Source organism: Streptomyces sp. NPDC001796, from assembly GCF_042892355.1.
Lineage (GTDB): Bacteria > Actinomycetota > Actinomycetes > Streptomycetales > Streptomycetaceae > Streptomyces.
On the sequence record NZ_JBIAUC010000015.1, the window covers coordinates 106,290 to 120,621 of the forward strand.

Annotated in this window: 9 protein-coding genes and 1 pseudogene; 8 read left to right on the forward strand and 2 right to left on the reverse strand. The window is 70.3% G+C overall.

Annotated elements, in window-relative coordinates; translation table 11 throughout:
• Nucleotides 1-14 precede the first annotated feature (14 nt).
• Both ACFYZE_RS26345 and pruA read left to right on the forward strand, forming a co-directional pair.
• Nucleotides 15-941, forward strand: a complete 927-nt coding sequence (locus tag ACFYZE_RS26345; protein WP_388998855.1) for a proline dehydrogenase family protein — start codon at nt 15-17, stop codon at nt 939-941.
• 236 nt (nt 942-1,177) lie between these two features.
• The gene (gene pruA, locus ACFYZE_RS26350; RefSeq protein ID WP_388998858.1) at nt 1,178-2,809 is read left to right on the forward strand and encodes an L-glutamate gamma-semialdehyde dehydrogenase; all 1,632 of its coding nucleotides are present in this window, start codon (nt 1,178-1,180) and stop codon (nt 2,807-2,809) included.
• 281 nt (nt 2,810-3,090) lie between these two features.
• Here pruA and ACFYZE_RS26355 read toward each other — a convergent pair.
• Nucleotides 3,091-5,003, reverse strand: a pseudogene (locus tag ACFYZE_RS26355) (glycoside hydrolase family 97 catalytic domain-containing protein).
• A 252-nt stretch (nt 5,004-5,255) separates the two neighbouring features.
• Here ACFYZE_RS26355 and ACFYZE_RS26360 point away from each other — a divergent pair.
• The 6 genes from ACFYZE_RS26360 to cimA all read left to right on the forward strand — a co-directional run bounded on the left by ACFYZE_RS26360 (nt 5,256) and on the right by cimA (nt 12,218).
• Nucleotides 5,256-5,795 carry a GNAT family N-acetyltransferase gene (locus tag ACFYZE_RS26360; protein ID WP_388998861.1) on the forward strand — a complete coding sequence of 180 codons (540 nt, stop codon included), beginning with the start codon at nt 5,256-5,258 and terminating at the stop codon, nt 5,793-5,795.
• Between the two features lie 287 nt (nt 5,796-6,082).
• Complete coding sequence (locus ACFYZE_RS26365; RefSeq protein WP_103838047.1) at nt 6,083-6,214, forward strand: hypothetical protein; 132 nt, start codon at nt 6,083-6,085, stop codon at nt 6,212-6,214.
• Between the two features lie 208 nt (nt 6,215-6,422).
• The gene (locus ACFYZE_RS26370; RefSeq protein WP_388998864.1) at nt 6,423-7,466 is read left to right on the forward strand and encodes a 3-isopropylmalate dehydrogenase; all 1,044 of its coding nucleotides are present in this window, start codon (nt 6,423-6,425) and stop codon (nt 7,464-7,466) included.
• Between the two features lie 301 nt (nt 7,467-7,767).
• Nucleotides 7,768-8,856, forward strand: a complete 1,089-nt coding sequence (locus ACFYZE_RS26375) for a branched-chain amino acid aminotransferase (RefSeq protein ID WP_200422561.1) — start codon at nt 7,768-7,770, stop codon at nt 8,854-8,856.
• 166 nt (nt 8,857-9,022) lie between these two features.
• The gene (locus ACFYZE_RS26380; RefSeq protein ID WP_388998867.1) at nt 9,023-10,324 is read left to right on the forward strand and encodes an MFS transporter; all 1,302 of its coding nucleotides are present in this window, start codon (nt 9,023-9,025) and stop codon (nt 10,322-10,324) included.
• Between the two features lie 283 nt (nt 10,325-10,607).
• A complete protein-coding gene (gene cimA / locus ACFYZE_RS26385) occupies nt 10,608-12,218 on the forward strand; it encodes a citramalate synthase (RefSeq protein ID WP_263232240.1) in 1,611 nt (536 codons plus the stop codon).
• A gap of 222 nt (nt 12,219-12,440) precedes the next feature.
• Here cimA and ACFYZE_RS26390 read toward each other — a convergent pair whose 3' ends face one another.
• Nucleotides 12,441-14,303 (reverse strand): ricin-type beta-trefoil lectin domain protein, encoded by a 1,863-nt coding sequence (locus ACFYZE_RS26390; protein WP_388998870.1) that lies wholly within the window; start codon nt 14,301-14,303, stop codon nt 12,441-12,443.
• Nucleotides 14,304-14,332: the final 29 nt, after the last annotated feature.

Below are 14,332 nucleotides of genomic sequence, written 5' to 3' on the forward strand. Positions count from 1 at the left end.
TGTGGAGGTGCCCCGTGCTGGGTCCCGTGATTCTCGCCGCGTCGCGCAGCGACCGGATGCGACGCCTGATCTCGGCGGCCCCGGTGACCAAGCAGGTCGTCGACCGCTTCATCCCGGGCGAGACGGTCGACGACGTGGTGCCGATCATCCAGGACCTCACCGGCAAGGGGCTGGAGCTGACGATGGACGTCGTCGGCGAGGACATCACGACCGCCGAGCAGGCCGCGGCCGCGCGCGACGCCTACCTGGAGCTGATCGACCGGCTGGAGCCCCTGGAGCTGGGCACCCGCGCCGAGATGTCGGTGAAGCTCTCGATGTTCGGCCAAGCGCTGGAGGACGGCCACGAGCTGGCCCTGAAGAACGTCCGCCCGGTCGTCGAGGCGGCCGCCGCGATCGGCACGACGGTCACGCTGGACGCGGAGGACCACACCACCCTCGACTCGATGTTCGCCATCCACGAGGAGTTGCGGAAGGACTTCCCGCAGACGGGCTGCGTCATCCAGGCCTACCTCTTCCGCACCGAGGCCGACGCCCGCCGCCTCGCCGCGAGCGGCAGCCGCGTGCGTATCGTGAAGGGGGCGTACAAGGAGCCCGCGTCGGTCGCGTACCAGAACAAGCACGAGACCGACAAGGCGTACGTCCGCATCCTGAGGACCCTCATGGAGGGCGAGGGATACCCGATGATCGGCTCCCACGACCCGCGCCTGATCTCCGTAGCCCAGGAACTCGCCCACCGCGCCGGGCGCAAGATGGACGAGTACGAGTTCCAGATGCTGTACGGCATCCGCAGCGAGGAGCACCTGCGCCTGGCCGCCGAGGGCCACCGCATGCGCGTCTACACGGCGTACGGCACCGACTGGTACGGCTACTTCATGCGCCGCCTGGCGGAGAAGCCGGCGAACCTGCGCTTCTTCGTCCGCTCGATGGTCGGCAAAGGGTGAGCAGCAGCTGTCGGCACCCGGTGCGTGCTGGGTGACGGCAGCTACCACTCATCGGTCGGCCTGGCCGACCCGGTTCCGGAGGAGTTACGGAACCCGTGACTCCGCCCCCATGGGGGCTTCTCACTCGCTCGCCGCAGCGGGCTCGTGACGGTCAAGCCCTGACCGCCACCCAACCTACGCACGCGGCTTCGGCTCCAGCGGGCCGAGGCCAGGGATTCACTCGGAAGAGGTAGCTAATGGACGCCGTGACCCAGGTCCCCACCCCCGTCAACGAGCCGGTGCACGGCTACGCCCCCGGCTCGCCCGAGCGTGCCCGCCTGGAGGCCAAGCTGAAGGAGCTGGCCGAGAACCCGATCGACCTGCCCTGCACCATCGGCGGCGTGCAGCGCATGGGCGGCGGCGAGGAGTTCCAGGTCGTGCAGCCGCACAACCACAAGGCCGTCCTCGGCACCTACCGCAACGCCACGCAGGCGGACGCGCAGGACGCCATCGACGCGGCGCTCGCCGCCGCGCCCGCCTGGCGCGCGATGTCCTTCGACGACCGCGCCGCGATCATCCTGCGCGCCGCCGAGCTGCTGGCCGGCCCCTGGCGCGAGACGCTGGCCGCCTCCACCATGCTCGGCCAGTCCAAGACCGCCCAGCAGGCCGAGATCGACACCCCGTGCGAGCTGGTCGACTTCTGGCGCTTCAACGTGCACTACGCCCGCCAGATCCTGGCCGAGCAGCCCCCGGCCAACTCCCCGGGCGTGTGGAACCGCCTCGACCACCGCCCGCTGGAGGGCTTCGTCTACGCCATCACCCCGTTCAACTTCACCGCGATCGCGGGCAACCTGCCGACGGCCCCGGCGCTGATGGGCAACGTGGTGGTCTGGAAGCCGTCCCCGACCCAGACCCACGCCGCCGTCCTGCTGATGCAGCTCCTGGAGGAGGCGGGCCTTCCCAAGGGCGTCATCAACCTCCTCACCGGTGACGGCATCGAGGTCTCCAAGGTCGCCCTGGAGCACCGGGACCTCGCGGGCATCCACTTCACCGGTTCCACCAAGACCTTCCAGTACCTGTGGAAGACGGTCGGCAACAACATCGAGAAGTACCGCTCCTACCCGCGCCTGGTCGGCGAGACCGGCGGCAAGGACTTCGTCGTGGCCCACCCCTCGGCCGACCGTGCGGTCCTGAAGACGGCGCTCACCCGCGGTGCGTTCGAGTACCAGGGCCAGAAGTGCAGCGCCACCTCCCGCGCGTACATCCCGGCGTCGATCTGGAACGACGGCTTCAAGGAGCAGTTCGCGGCCGAGGTCGACGGCATCAGCATGGGTGACGTCACCGACCTGTCGCACTTCATCGGCGCCGTCATCGACGAGCGCGCCTTCGCCAAGAACAAGGCCGCGATCGACCGCGCCAAGGAGGACCCCGCCTGCACGATTGTCGCGGGCGGCTCCTACGACGACTCGGTGGGCTACTTCGTCCGTCCGACCGTCATCGAGTGCAGCGACCCGGAGAACGAGGTGTTCCGCACCGAGTACTTCGGCCCGATCCTCGCGGTCCACGTCTACGAGGACGACAGCTACGACGAGATGCTGACCCAGATGGAGTCGGTCTCGGACTACGCGCTGACCGGCTCGGTCATCGCGAACGACCGCGCGGCGGCGGCGTACACGGCCGAGAGGCTGCGCTACGCGGCCGGCAACTTCTACATCAACGACAAGTCGACCGGCGCCGTGGTCGGCCAGCAGCCCTTCGGCGGTGGCCGCGCCTCCGGCACGAACGACAAGGCGGGCGCCCCGCAGAACCTGCTGCGCTGGACCCTGACCCGCGCGATCAAGGAGACGCTGGTCCCGCCGACGGACTACACGTACCCGCACATGGGCTGACGCCCGCGACGGCCGGAACGGGCCGGGTCCCTGTGCGGACCCGGCCCGTTGGCGTGCGTCCCGGGGCAGACTGGTCGCATGATCGACGAGCGGACGGTGACCGCCGACGACGGCGTACACCTGTGGGCGGCGCGGTCGGGCCGGGGCGATCCGCTGATCCGTGCCACGGTGGGCCCGGGCGGAGATTCCGTCAGGCGGTCGCGGACGTGCTGTGACCCGGCCTGTGCCCGGCGCCCTCGTGCGAGCAGTCTTCCGCACGAGGGCGCCGGGCCGGCCGGGGTTCAGCGCTCACACGTCGTACGGCCCGCGTACGGACGGCAGGCGAGGGCCGCGAAGCCGCCGTCCGCCGCCACCGGCACCGCGAGGGTGTCGCCGCCGCGCACCGTGTGCGTCTCGCGCACCAGGCCCGAGGGGCCGTCCGTGAGGGTCTCCACCAGCCAGGGCCCCGCCCCCAGCCGGATCGGCACGTCGGCCGTCTGCGCCGCGCCGGCGAACGTGCCCCCGATGAACCAGCGGCCGTCCGCCGAGCGCCGGGCCAGCACCGCCGAACGGCCGGGTCGCCGGTCAGCAGCCGGGTCTCCTCCCAGCGGGCCGGAAGCTGCTCCAGGAAGCGCCGGGCCTCGGGGCGGGCGTCGTAGGACTCCGGGGTGCCGGAGAGGTTCTGGATGCCCGACTCGTACAGGACCGTCAGCCCCAACTCGCCCGCGTCGGAGCCCGCGTTGGGGCGGTAGGGGCGGTGGAAGGCGCCCGGGGTGAAGTCCATGGACCCGATGACGTTCCGCGTGAACGGCAGGGACGCCAGGTGCTCCGCGGTGTTGTTGCGCTTCTCCTCACCGCCGACGCCCTCCATCGTCATGACCTGCGGCCAGGTGCGCTGGATGCCCTTGGGAACCGTCGAGCCGTGGAAGTTCACCATGAGGTGATGGCGGGCCGTCGACTCCAGGACGTCGTCGTACCAGCGCATCCGCTCCTGGGACTCCGAGTCCATGAAGTCGATCTTCACTCCCTTCACCCCCCAGCGCTCCAGCGTGCCGAGCCACTTCTCGCGCTCGGCGGGGTCCGTGAGGAGCGTGTAGTGCAGCCAGACGTGGATGCCGACGCCCTTCGCCGCCGCATGGCGCACCAGCTCGGGCATCCAGCTGTCCGTCTGCCAGTCCGGGTCGATGACGTCCCAGGCGTCGGACCTGAAGTACCAGCCGGCGTCCACGACTTCGTACGGCCAGCCGCGCTCGGCCGCGTAGTCCACGTACTTCTCCTGCGCCGCGAGGCTCTGCCCGGCCGTCTTGCCGCCGGCCAGCCAGGTCCACAGCGCAGGGCCCGGCTTGATCCAGGAGGTGTCGCGGACGCGGGAGGCGGGGGCGAGGTCGTCCACGAGGGTGGACCCGGTGACGGTGGCCAGGTCACCGGTGATGACCGCCCGCCAGGGGGTGGTCAGAGCGCCGGTGGTGTGGATCGGGGCGTCGTCGTAGAGGCTCACTCCGTACGTCGGCGAGCCCGCCGCGTGCGTCAGGCGGGCCCCGGCGTAGGCGCCGGTGACGTCCGACTCGGCGATCAGCGCCCAGCCGCCGTCGGTGCGGAAGAGGGACTGCATCATGTACGCGCCCGCCGGTGCCGTCGCGTCCGACTCGTAGCGCTTGAAGGGCAGTTCGTTGTCGGCACGGTAGCCGCCGAGGACGGCGCTCGCGCCGGCGGGGAGCGTGAAGGCGGAGGTCTCGCGCAGGACGTCACCGTGGTTCCGCGGCAGCACATAGCGGTAAGCGACGCCGTCCGGGGCGACCCGCGTCACCAGGTCGATCCGGGCGCCCGTCGCGGTGCGGAAGCGGAAGCGGGTCTCGGTCATCCGGACGTCGCGTACCCGGGACTTGCCCGCGGTGCTCGTGTACCCCTCCGAGACCGCACGACTGCTGCGGCCGATCAGGCTCAGCCCCTTGGAGAAGTCGGTCCGCTGGGTGACCAGGCCGACCGGCGACGGTTCCAGGACCGTGCGGCCGTCGCGTCCGACGGCGAGTGTCGGGTGCCCGTCGGACGGGTCGAGCGCGACGACGGCCGTCGGCGAGCCGTGAGGGCCGCGCACCTCCCAGGCCGCCTCCCGTGCGGCCGTGCCGGCCTGTGCGGGGAGGGCCGACGCGGTGGTGGCGAGCAGTGCGGAGCAAAGGGTCAGGACGATGGTGCGGAGCCGTGGGCGGGCGGTCATACGGAACCTCTCCCTGTCGCAGTCATCCGATGACTGTGAGAGTGGAGGTGCTATATGTCCATGTCAAGGCGTATGGCGGTCCGATACATCGGACTGGAGGTCAAGCATGTGGTGACGGGTCATGTCCAAGAACACCATGAGTCGGGCAGGGAAGGGCGTCGTGCAGGGGAGCGGCAGGGGGTCGCGTCGCGCGAGGGAGCGGCAGGGGGCGTCGGGCAGGGGGAACGCGACGGAGCGAGTGATACTGATCACGTGACAGCCGGAGTCCGTACCGCCCACACCGCCGACCTCGACCCCGCCGAGCTCCGGGCCGTGCGCGCACTGCTCGACGCCGCGTTCGACGGCGACTACGACGATGACGACTGGGAGCACGCGCTCGGCGGGATGCACGTGCTCGTCAGCGACGAACAGGGGCTCGCCGCACACGGGTGCGTCATCCAGCGGCGCGCCCGGTATCGCAAGCGGTGGCTGCGCGTCGGGTACGTCGAGGGTGTGGGCGTCCGCGCCGACCTGCGGCGCCAGGGCCTCGGCGGGCGTGTCATGGCGGAGATCGAGCGGATCGTCGACCGCGCCTACGACCTCGGCGCGCTCTCCGCCAGCGACGACGGCGCCCCCCTCTACGCCGCCCGCGGCTGGCGGCTCTGGCGCGGCCGCCTGTGCGGCCTCGGCCCCCGCGGTGTCGTCCGTCTGCGCGACGACGAGGACTGCACCTATGTGCGCCCCGCGGCCGCGGGCGAGCTCGACTTCAAGCGCAAGCTGGTCTTCGACTGGCGCGACGGGGACGTCCTCTGACCGTCGGCGACGGTTTCCGCAGGTCGCGCTCGTACGGCCCCTGCGCCGTCTCAGATAGTAGGAAGTCCGAGTAATTGTGGAGACAGACGCCCGGTCCTCACTTACTTTTGTAGAAGCCGAACGTCTCGCTCGATCAAGCGAATGGCGGTCGTGAGCCGGGCCCCGTGCAGGCAACCCCTGCGGCACCGCTCCACGCCTCGGCTGGGGGCACCTCCCACGCGTCGAGCAATGGGGGAGTGTCGTAACCCGCTTTCCGCACTCCCGGATGCCGAAGGAGTCGATTTCCCATGGCCGAGACGACCGCCCGCCGCCGAGTCCGTCACGTTTCCCGTACGAGCGAGTCCGACCGCAAGAACGCCGCGGCAGCGCTCCAGCGCGCCCTCGACCGCAGGGACAACGGCGGCGCGACCGGCCACTGAGCCCCGCCTCCGCGTCCCGGGCCCTCACTCGTACGACCCCGCACCCTCACCCGTGAGGCTGCACCCATGAGCCGGGAGCCGCACCCGCACGAGGTGCGGCGCGGCCGGGCGTCCCGCGCCATCTGCCGCGCCGCACCTCGCCGGTCAGCCGATGTCCGCATCGCGGACGCCGCGTGTCATTGCGTGGGACAAGGAGTACGGTGCCGTCATGTCTCGCAGCATCAATCTCGCAGTGATTCCCGGTGACGGCATCGGCCAGGAGGTCGTGACCCAGGGGCTGAAGGTCCTCTCCGCCGTCCTTCCGCAGGATGTGAAGCTGGAGACCAAGGAGTACGACTTCGGCGCCCGGCGCTACCACGCCACCGGTGAGACTCTCACCGACGCCGACCTCGAGCAGCTCAAGCAGCACGACGCGATCCTGCTCGGTGCGATCGGCGACCCCTCGGTGCCGTCGGGCGTGCTGGAGCGCGGCTTCCTGCTCAAGCTCCGCTTCGCCTTCGACCACCACGTCAACCTGCGGCCCTCCAAGCTGCTGCCGGGCGTCGCGACCCCGCTCGCGGGCCAGCCCGAGATCGACTTCGTCGTGGTCCGCGAGGGCACCGAGGGCCCGTACACGGGCAACGGCGGCACCATCCGCAAGGGCACCCCGCACGAGGTCGCCACCGAGGTGTCCGTGAACACCGCCTTCGGTGTCGAGCGTGTGGTCCGGGACGCCTTCGCCCGCGCCCAGGCGCGGCCGCGCAAGAAGCTGGCCCTGGTCCACAAGAACAACGTGCTCACGTTCGCGGGTCACCTGTGGACGAACATCTTCAACAAGGTGGCCGAGGAGTTCCCCGAGGTCACCACCGAGTACATGCACGTCGACGCGGCGACGATCTACCTGGTCACCCAGCCCGAGCGCTTCGACGTGATCGTCACCGACAACCTCTTCGGCGACATCATCACCGACCTCGCCGCCGCCATCTCCGGCGGCATCGGGGTCGCCGCCTCCGGCAACATCAACCCGTCCGGCGAGTTCCCGTCGATGTTCGAGCCCGTGCACGGCTCGGCGCCCGACATCGCGGGCCAGGGCAAGGCCGACCCCTCGGCCACCGTTCTGTCGGTCGCCCTCCTGCTGCGTCACCTCGGCTACGAGGCCGAGGCCGCCCGCATCGAGGAGGCCGTCTCCGTCGACCTCGCGGAGCGCGCGGGCAAGCCCGCCCGCACGACCGACGAGATCGGCGACGCGCTCGCCGTACGAGTAGCCGGCTGACCCGCCGCCCTGCTCGCACCCCCTGAGTCGAGGCCGCCGGGTCGCAACGCACCCGGCGGCTTTCCCATGCCCTCGCCGGGTGTCACCATCGACCCACCCCTGTGCCACCCCTGGGGCCGTATTCGCACCGTTTCACCCCCGCAGCCCGAAAGGCGTGGGGGTGCCCCCATCCCTCACCCGCTTGCCATAATCGAACGCGGAGCCGCGGAAATGAGGGAATGCTCGGACGTCCTAGCACCGGCCACTGCCGGTGCGGGAGCGAGCGCGGCCCGTCACGACAACCGGTGAAGGACAACCACACATGACGACGCCCACGATCGAGCTGAAGCCCTCCTCCAATCCGCTCTCCGACGCGGAGCGGGAGGCGATCCTGGCCAACCCCGGGTTCGGCCGCCACTTCACCGACCACATGGTGACGATCAAGTGGACCGAAGGGCGGGGCTGGCACGACGGTCAGCTCGTCCCCTACGCGCCGATCTCCCTCGACCCGGCCACCAACGTCCTGCACTACGCGCAGGAGATCTTCGAGGGCCTCAAGGCATACCGCCGGCCCGACGGCTCCGTCGCCACCTTCCGCCCGGAGATGAACGCCCTGCGCTTCCAGCGTTCCGCCAAGCGCCTCGCGATGCCCGAGCTGCCGGTCGAGACGTTCATCGAGGCGTGCGACCTCCTCGTCCAGCAGGACAAGGCGTGGGTGCCGGCGCACGGCGGTGAGGAGTCGCTGTACCTGCGCCCCTTCATGATCGCCACCGAGGTCGGCCTGGGCGTCAAGCCCGCCAACGAGTACCTGTTCCTGGTCATCGCCTCCCCGGCCGGCGCCTACTTCCCGGGCGGCGTGAAGCCCGTCTCCATCTGGGCGTCCGAGGACCGCGTCCGCGCCGTCCCCGGCGGCATGGGCGACGCCAAGACCGGCGGCAACTACGCGGCCTCCCTGCTCGCCCAGGCCGAGGCCGCGGCCAAGGGCTGCGACCAGGTCTGCTACCTCGACGCCGTGGAGCACAAGTGGGTCGAGGAGCTCGGCGGCATGAACCTGTACTTCGTGTACGGCAACAAGATCGTCACCCCGAAGCTGACCGGCTCCATCCTGGAGGGTGTCACCCGTGACTCCCTGCTGACGGTCGCCCGTGACCTCGGCTACGAGGCCGAGGAGGGCCGGATCTCCATCGACCAGTGGCAGGCCGACTCCGAGAACGGCACCCTCACCGAGGTCTTCGCCTGCGGCACCGCCGCGGTCATCACCCCGGTCGGCACGGTCAAGCGCGCCACCGCCGAGTGGAAGCAGTCGGGCGGCGAGCCGGGCGAGGTCACGCTGAAGCTCCGCGAGGCGCTGCTCGACATCCAGCGGGGCACGCGCGAGGACACGCACGGCTGGATGCACAAGCTGGGCTGACGCCCGCCGCACCGCTTCAGGGGCCGTCCCCGGACCTCACCTCCGGGGCGGCCCTCTCTTCTCGCGCACGGGAGCAGGCGGCCGGCCTGCGGACACGTCATGAAAGCAATGAACGAAACCCGAGGCGCTCTTGTCGCATCCGCGAACGCCCGGCACGTTACGGCCCATGGGACGAGAGCACTGGAAGAAGATCTGGATCGGCTCGGCCGGCAACATGGTGGAGTGGTACGACTGGTTCGTCTACGCCAGCTTCGCCACCTACTTCGCCGGGGCGTTCTTCCCCGACGACAACCCCACGGCCCAGCTCATGAACACCGCGGGCATCTTCGCGGTCGGCTTCTTCATGCGCCCGGTCGGCGGCTGGCTGCTCGGCCGGGTCGGTGACCGCAGGGGCCGCAAGGCCGCGCTGACCCTCACGGTCACGCTGATGTCCGCCTCCGCGATCCTCATCGCGATCGCGCCGACGTACGCCGTCGCCGGGTACGGGGGCGCTGCGGTGCTGCTCGTCGCCCGGCTGCTGCAGGGGCTTTCGGTGGGCGGCGAGTACGCGGCCAGCGCGACCTACCTCACCGAGGCGTCCGACCCGCGCAGGCGCGGCTTCGCCTCCAGCTTCCAGTACGTGTCGATGACCGCCGGCCAGATCGTCGGCCTCGGCCTGCAGATCGTCCTCCAGCGCACCATGTCCGACGGTGCGCTGCACGACTACGGCTGGCGGATCCCGTTCGTGCTGGGCGCCCTCGGCGCGGCGGTGGTCTTCTACCTGCGCCGGAACATGCTGGAGACGGACGTCTACGAGGCCGGGGCCGACGAAGGGGAGGAGCGCGGCACGCTGCGCGCGCTGTGGCGGCACAAGCGTGAGGCGTTCCTGGTGATCGCGCTGACCATGGGAGGCACGGTCGCGTACTACACGTACACCACGTATCTGACGAAGTACCTGTCGAACTCGGCGGGCCTGCCGAAGCAGACCGCGACCCTGGTCTCCTTCACCGCGCTGATCGTCTTCGCCTGCCTGCAGCCGCTCGCCGGCCGGCTCTCCGACCGGATCGGCCGCCGCCCGCTGCTGATCATCTTCGCCGTCGGTTCGACCCTGCTGACGGTCCCGATCATGACGTTGCTGAAGCACGCGGACAGCTTCTGGCCGGCGCTCGGCCTGGCCCTGCTGGCCCTGGTCGTGGTCACCGGATACACCTCCATCAACGCCTGTGTGAAGGCGGAGCTGTTCCCGACGGGCGTCCGCGCGCTGGGCGTGGCACTTCCCTATGCGGTGGCCAACGCCCTGTTCGGCGGAACGGCGGAATACGTCGCCCTGTGGTTCAAGGACGCGGGGGCCGAGTCCGGCTTCTTCTGGTACGTGGCGGCCTGCGCGGCCGTCTCGCTGGTCGTGTACGTCACCATGCGGGAGACCAGGGACCTGGACCTCACCCGGATGAAGGACGCGGAGTCCTCCTCCTTGACGACCGCATCCTGAGACGGCGGTGAGCACGGGGGCGGGACTGTGCCAGACTTCCCCCGTGCTCTCGTTCGCCATGATTATTGGCAGCAGGCGCGCCGGTCCGCAGTGACCGCCACGTACGACCAGGTACGGGTGGCCACCGTCGTCCTCGACCCGCGCGCAGACCTCTCGCACCCGCGAGGGGTTTTTTCGTTTCCTGGCCCACCTTCAGCCGGGGGCGGAGCGCGAGGGAGTATGGGGGGACGGTGGAACCGGTCATTCCGGTAAGACCGAGATCCAAAACAGGAGCCTTGAGACCATGACCGAGACGGCAACCAGCGAGCTCGACGACTCGTTCCACGTCTTCGACACGACGCTGCGCGACGGCGCGCAGCGCGAGGGGATCAACCTCACGGTCGCGGACAAGCTGGCCATCGCACGGCACCTGGACGACTTCGGCGTGGGCTTCATCGAGGGCGGCTGGCCCGGCGCGAACCCGCGGGACACCGAGTTCTTCGCGCGCGCCCAGCAGGAGATCGACTTCCGGCACGCCCAGCTGGTGGCCTTCGGCGCGACGCGCCGCGCGGGCGGCAAGGCCGCGGAGGACCCGCAGGTCAAGGCGCTGCTGGACTCGGGGGCTCCGGTGATCACGCTGGTCGCCAAGTCCCACGACCGCCATGTCGAACTGGCGCTGCGCACGACGCTCGACGAGAACCTGGAGATGATCCGCGACACGGTCTCCCACCTGCGGGCGCAGGGCCGTCGGGTCTTCGTCGACTGCGAGCACTTCTTCGACGGCTACCGGGCGAACGCCGCGTACGCCAAGTCGGTGGTGCGTACGGCGGCCGAGGCGGGCGCCGACGTGGTCATCCTCTGCGACACGAACGGCGGCATGCTGCCGGCCCAGGTCCACGCGGTGGTCTCGACGGTGCTGGCGGACACGGGTGCCCGGCTCGGCATCCACGCCCAGGACGACACGGGCTGCGCGGTCGCGAACACGCTCGCGGCAGTGGACGCGGGCGCGACGCACGTGCAGTGCACGGCGAACGGGTACGGCGAGCGGGTGGGCAACGCCAACCTGTTCCCGGTGGTGGCGGCCCTGGAGCTGAAGTACGGCAAGAAGGTGCTGCCGGAGGGCCGGCTGCGCGAGATGACGCGCATCAGCCACGCGATCGCGGAGGTCGTGAACCTCACCCCCTCCACCCACCAGCCGTACGTGGGCGTCTCGGCCTTCGCCCACAAGGCGGGCCTGCACGCCTCGGCCATCAAGGTGGACCCGGACCTGTACCAGCACATCGACCCGGAACTGGTCGGCAACACCATGCGGATGCTGGTCTCCGACATGGCGGGCCGCGCCTCGGTGGAGCTCAAGGGCAAGGAACTGGGCATCGACCTGGGCGGCGACCGCGAGCTGGTGGGCCGGGTGGTCGAGCGCGTCAAGGAGCGGGAGCTCAAGGGCTACACGTACGAGGCGGCGGACGCGAGCTTCGAACTCCTCCTGCGCGAGGAGGTGGCGGGCAAGCCGCTGCGCTACTTCCGCACGGAGTCCTGGCGGGCGATCGTCGAGGACCGCCCGGACGGCACGCACGCCAACGAGGCCACGGTGAAGCTGTGGGCCAAGAGCGAGCGGATCGTGGCGACGGCGGAGGGCAACGGCCCGGTCAACGCGCTGGACCGCGCCCTGCGCGTGGCCCTGGAGAAGATCTACCCGGAGCTGGCCGCCCTGGACCTGGTCGACTACAAGGTCCGCATCCTGGAGGGCGTGCACGGCACCCAGTCCACGACCCGCGTCCTGATCTCCACCTCGGACGGCAAGGGCGAATGGTCCACGGTGGGCGTGGCGGAGAACGTGATCGCGGCATCGTGGCAGGCCCTGGAGGACGCGTACACCTACGGCCTGCTGCGGGCCGGTGTGGAACCGGCGGAGTAACCCCCGAAACCGCCGGGGCTGCCGCTCCCGGCTTCGCTGTCGCTTGATGACACGGCCCGGCCGGGGCAGAGCCCCGGCCGGGCCGTGAGCCGGCCTCAGACGCGGTGCAGGGGACGTGGTCCCCGCCGGGGTCCAGGGGCGGAGCCCCGGTGGGGTTGAAGGGGCGGAGCCCCTGGAGGTGGGACGGGTAGGGGCGGCGGGGGCGAGAAACCCCCGGCCGGACTACTGCAACCGCCACTTCTGGTTCGCCGCACCCGTGCACGACCAGATCTGCGCCCGGGCCCCGTTCGCCGACGAGTTGTCCGTCACGTCGAGGCACTTGTTCGCCGCGATGTTCACCACGTCACCCGTCGACGAGTTGTACGACCACTGCTGCGCTCCCGTGCCGTTGCAGTCGTACAACTGCACCTTCGCCCCGTCGGCCGTCGACCCGGACGTCACGTCCAGGCACTTCCCCAGCGCCTGGATCGTCCCGTCGGCCTTCACCGTCCACTGCTGCGCGGCCGTCCCGTTGCAGTCGTAGAGCTGCACGGCGGTCCCGTTGGCGTTCGACGCCCCCGCCAGGTCCAGGCACTTGCCCGCGAGGCCCACGAACGCCCCCGACCGGTCGCCGCCGCCCGACTGCGCACCCGACCACGTGAACGTCGCCGACGTCTTCCCCGGCAGCGAGTACGTCGCGTGCTGCCCGTCCCAGTCGATCGTCACCGTCTTCGCCGACGTGGCGTCGTTGTACGCGATCAGTGCCTTCGAACCGTCCGGGTTCCGCCACGCCACGTTCGGCACGGACGACGACGCCGTCGAGGCGATGCGCTGTGCGCCCGGCCGTACGAACTTCGTCAGATGCCCCATCGTGTAGTACTCGATCGTGTAGTCGACCGTTCCGCTCGCACCGTCCCCGTTGTGGACCGTGATCAGTCCGGTGCAGGTGCCGCAGCCTCCGTTGTGCGGCCCCATGTTCTGGTCGACGGCCAACGACCACTTCGTCACGGACTTCGCCCAGTTCCGGGTGTAGTCGACGATGTTGAGCATGTCCTCGCGCTGCTGGTTCGCGATCCAGGTGCCGCCCGAGTGCTCCGTGCCGAACGCGTCCAGCTGCGGGTACTGGTTGTGGACGGCCGTCTGCTTCGTCACGTCACCCCCGTACCCGTGCCAGGCGATCCCTCCGAAGTTCGGGTGCGAGCGGACGGCCGCGTCGTCCACCGTCTGGGCGGCGTAGGAGTCGTACGTGTCCCAGTTCCAGTCGTGCGCCAGCACCTTCGTCGTCAGACCCGCCGCCTGGAGCTTCGGCAGCAGCTCGTTCTTCGTGAAGTAGGCGAGCCCGGACGCGTTCCAGCTCATCGACGGATAGCCCGAGCAGCACGTCGGCTCGTTCTGGGCCGTCACGTACGAGACGGGGATGCCCTGGTCCCGGTAGGCCTGGAGGTACTTCACGAAGTACGAGGCGTAGGCCCCGTAGTCCTCCGCCTTGAGCCAGCCCCCGTTGAGCTGCCCGCTGTCCTTCATCCAGGCGGGCGCCGTCCACGGGGTGGCCATCACCGTCAGCTGAGGGTTGAGCTGGAGCGCCTGCCTCGTCAGCGGCACCACATCGGCCAGGTCGTGCGCGATGGAGAACTTGGCCAGCGACGGGTCGGTCTGACCGCTCGGCACGTCGTCGTACGTGTAGCCGTAGCGCGCCAGGTCGGAGGCGCCCATCGGATTGCGCAGGAACGACAGCCCGATCCCGTCGGTCGGCGAGAACAGCTTCCGCATCGTCGCGTCCCGCGTCGCCTGCGAAAGCGCCCCGCTGCTGTTCATCAGCCAGGCCGCGGTGTCCGTGAAGGACGCCCCGCCGCCGGTGAAGGTCTGGTACCGCGTGTTCTCGTCGACGGTGATGTTCTCACCGCTGCCACCGGTTCCGGACTGGAAGGCGAACGGCGTCTGCGGCTGCAGACCCCGCACCACATGGCGCCCGCCCGAGTCGTCGGTCGTGGTGAGCCAGGCGGTGACCTGTTCGCCGGCCGCGTGCGCGGGCGTGGCCGCGGCGAACCCGGCGGTGGTGAGCAGCCCGGCGAGCAGCAGCCGGATCGTGCGCCTGTGTCTCCTCATGGAGCGCTGCCCTTCTGAAGGTGGGGGAT

Excerpts from the sequence above, each read along its gene's own strand:
- pruA (WP_388998858.1), top strand. The coding sequence starts at position 1,178 with ATGGACGCCGTGACCCAGGTCCCCACCCCCGTCAACGAGCCGGTGCAC.
- ACFYZE_RS26365 (WP_103838047.1), top strand. The coding sequence starts at position 6,083 with ATGGCCGAGACGACCGCCCGCCGCCGAGTCCGTCACGTTTCCCGTACG.
- ACFYZE_RS26370 (WP_388998864.1), top strand. The coding sequence starts at position 6,423 with ATGTCTCGCAGCATCAATCTCGCAGTGATTCCCGGTGACGGCATCGGC.
- ACFYZE_RS26375 (WP_200422561.1), top strand. The coding sequence starts at position 7,768 with ATGACGACGCCCACGATCGAGCTGAAGCCCTCCTCCAATCCGCTCTCC.
- ACFYZE_RS26380 (WP_388998867.1), top strand. The coding sequence starts at position 9,023 with ATGGGACGAGAGCACTGGAAGAAGATCTGGATCGGCTCGGCCGGCAAC.
- cimA (WP_263232240.1), top strand. The coding sequence starts at position 10,608 with ATGACCGAGACGGCAACCAGCGAGCTCGACGACTCGTTCCACGTCTTC.
- ACFYZE_RS26390 (WP_388998870.1), bottom strand. The coding sequence starts at position 14,303 with ATGAGGAGACACAGGCGCACGATCCGGCTGCTGCTCGCCGGGCTGCTC.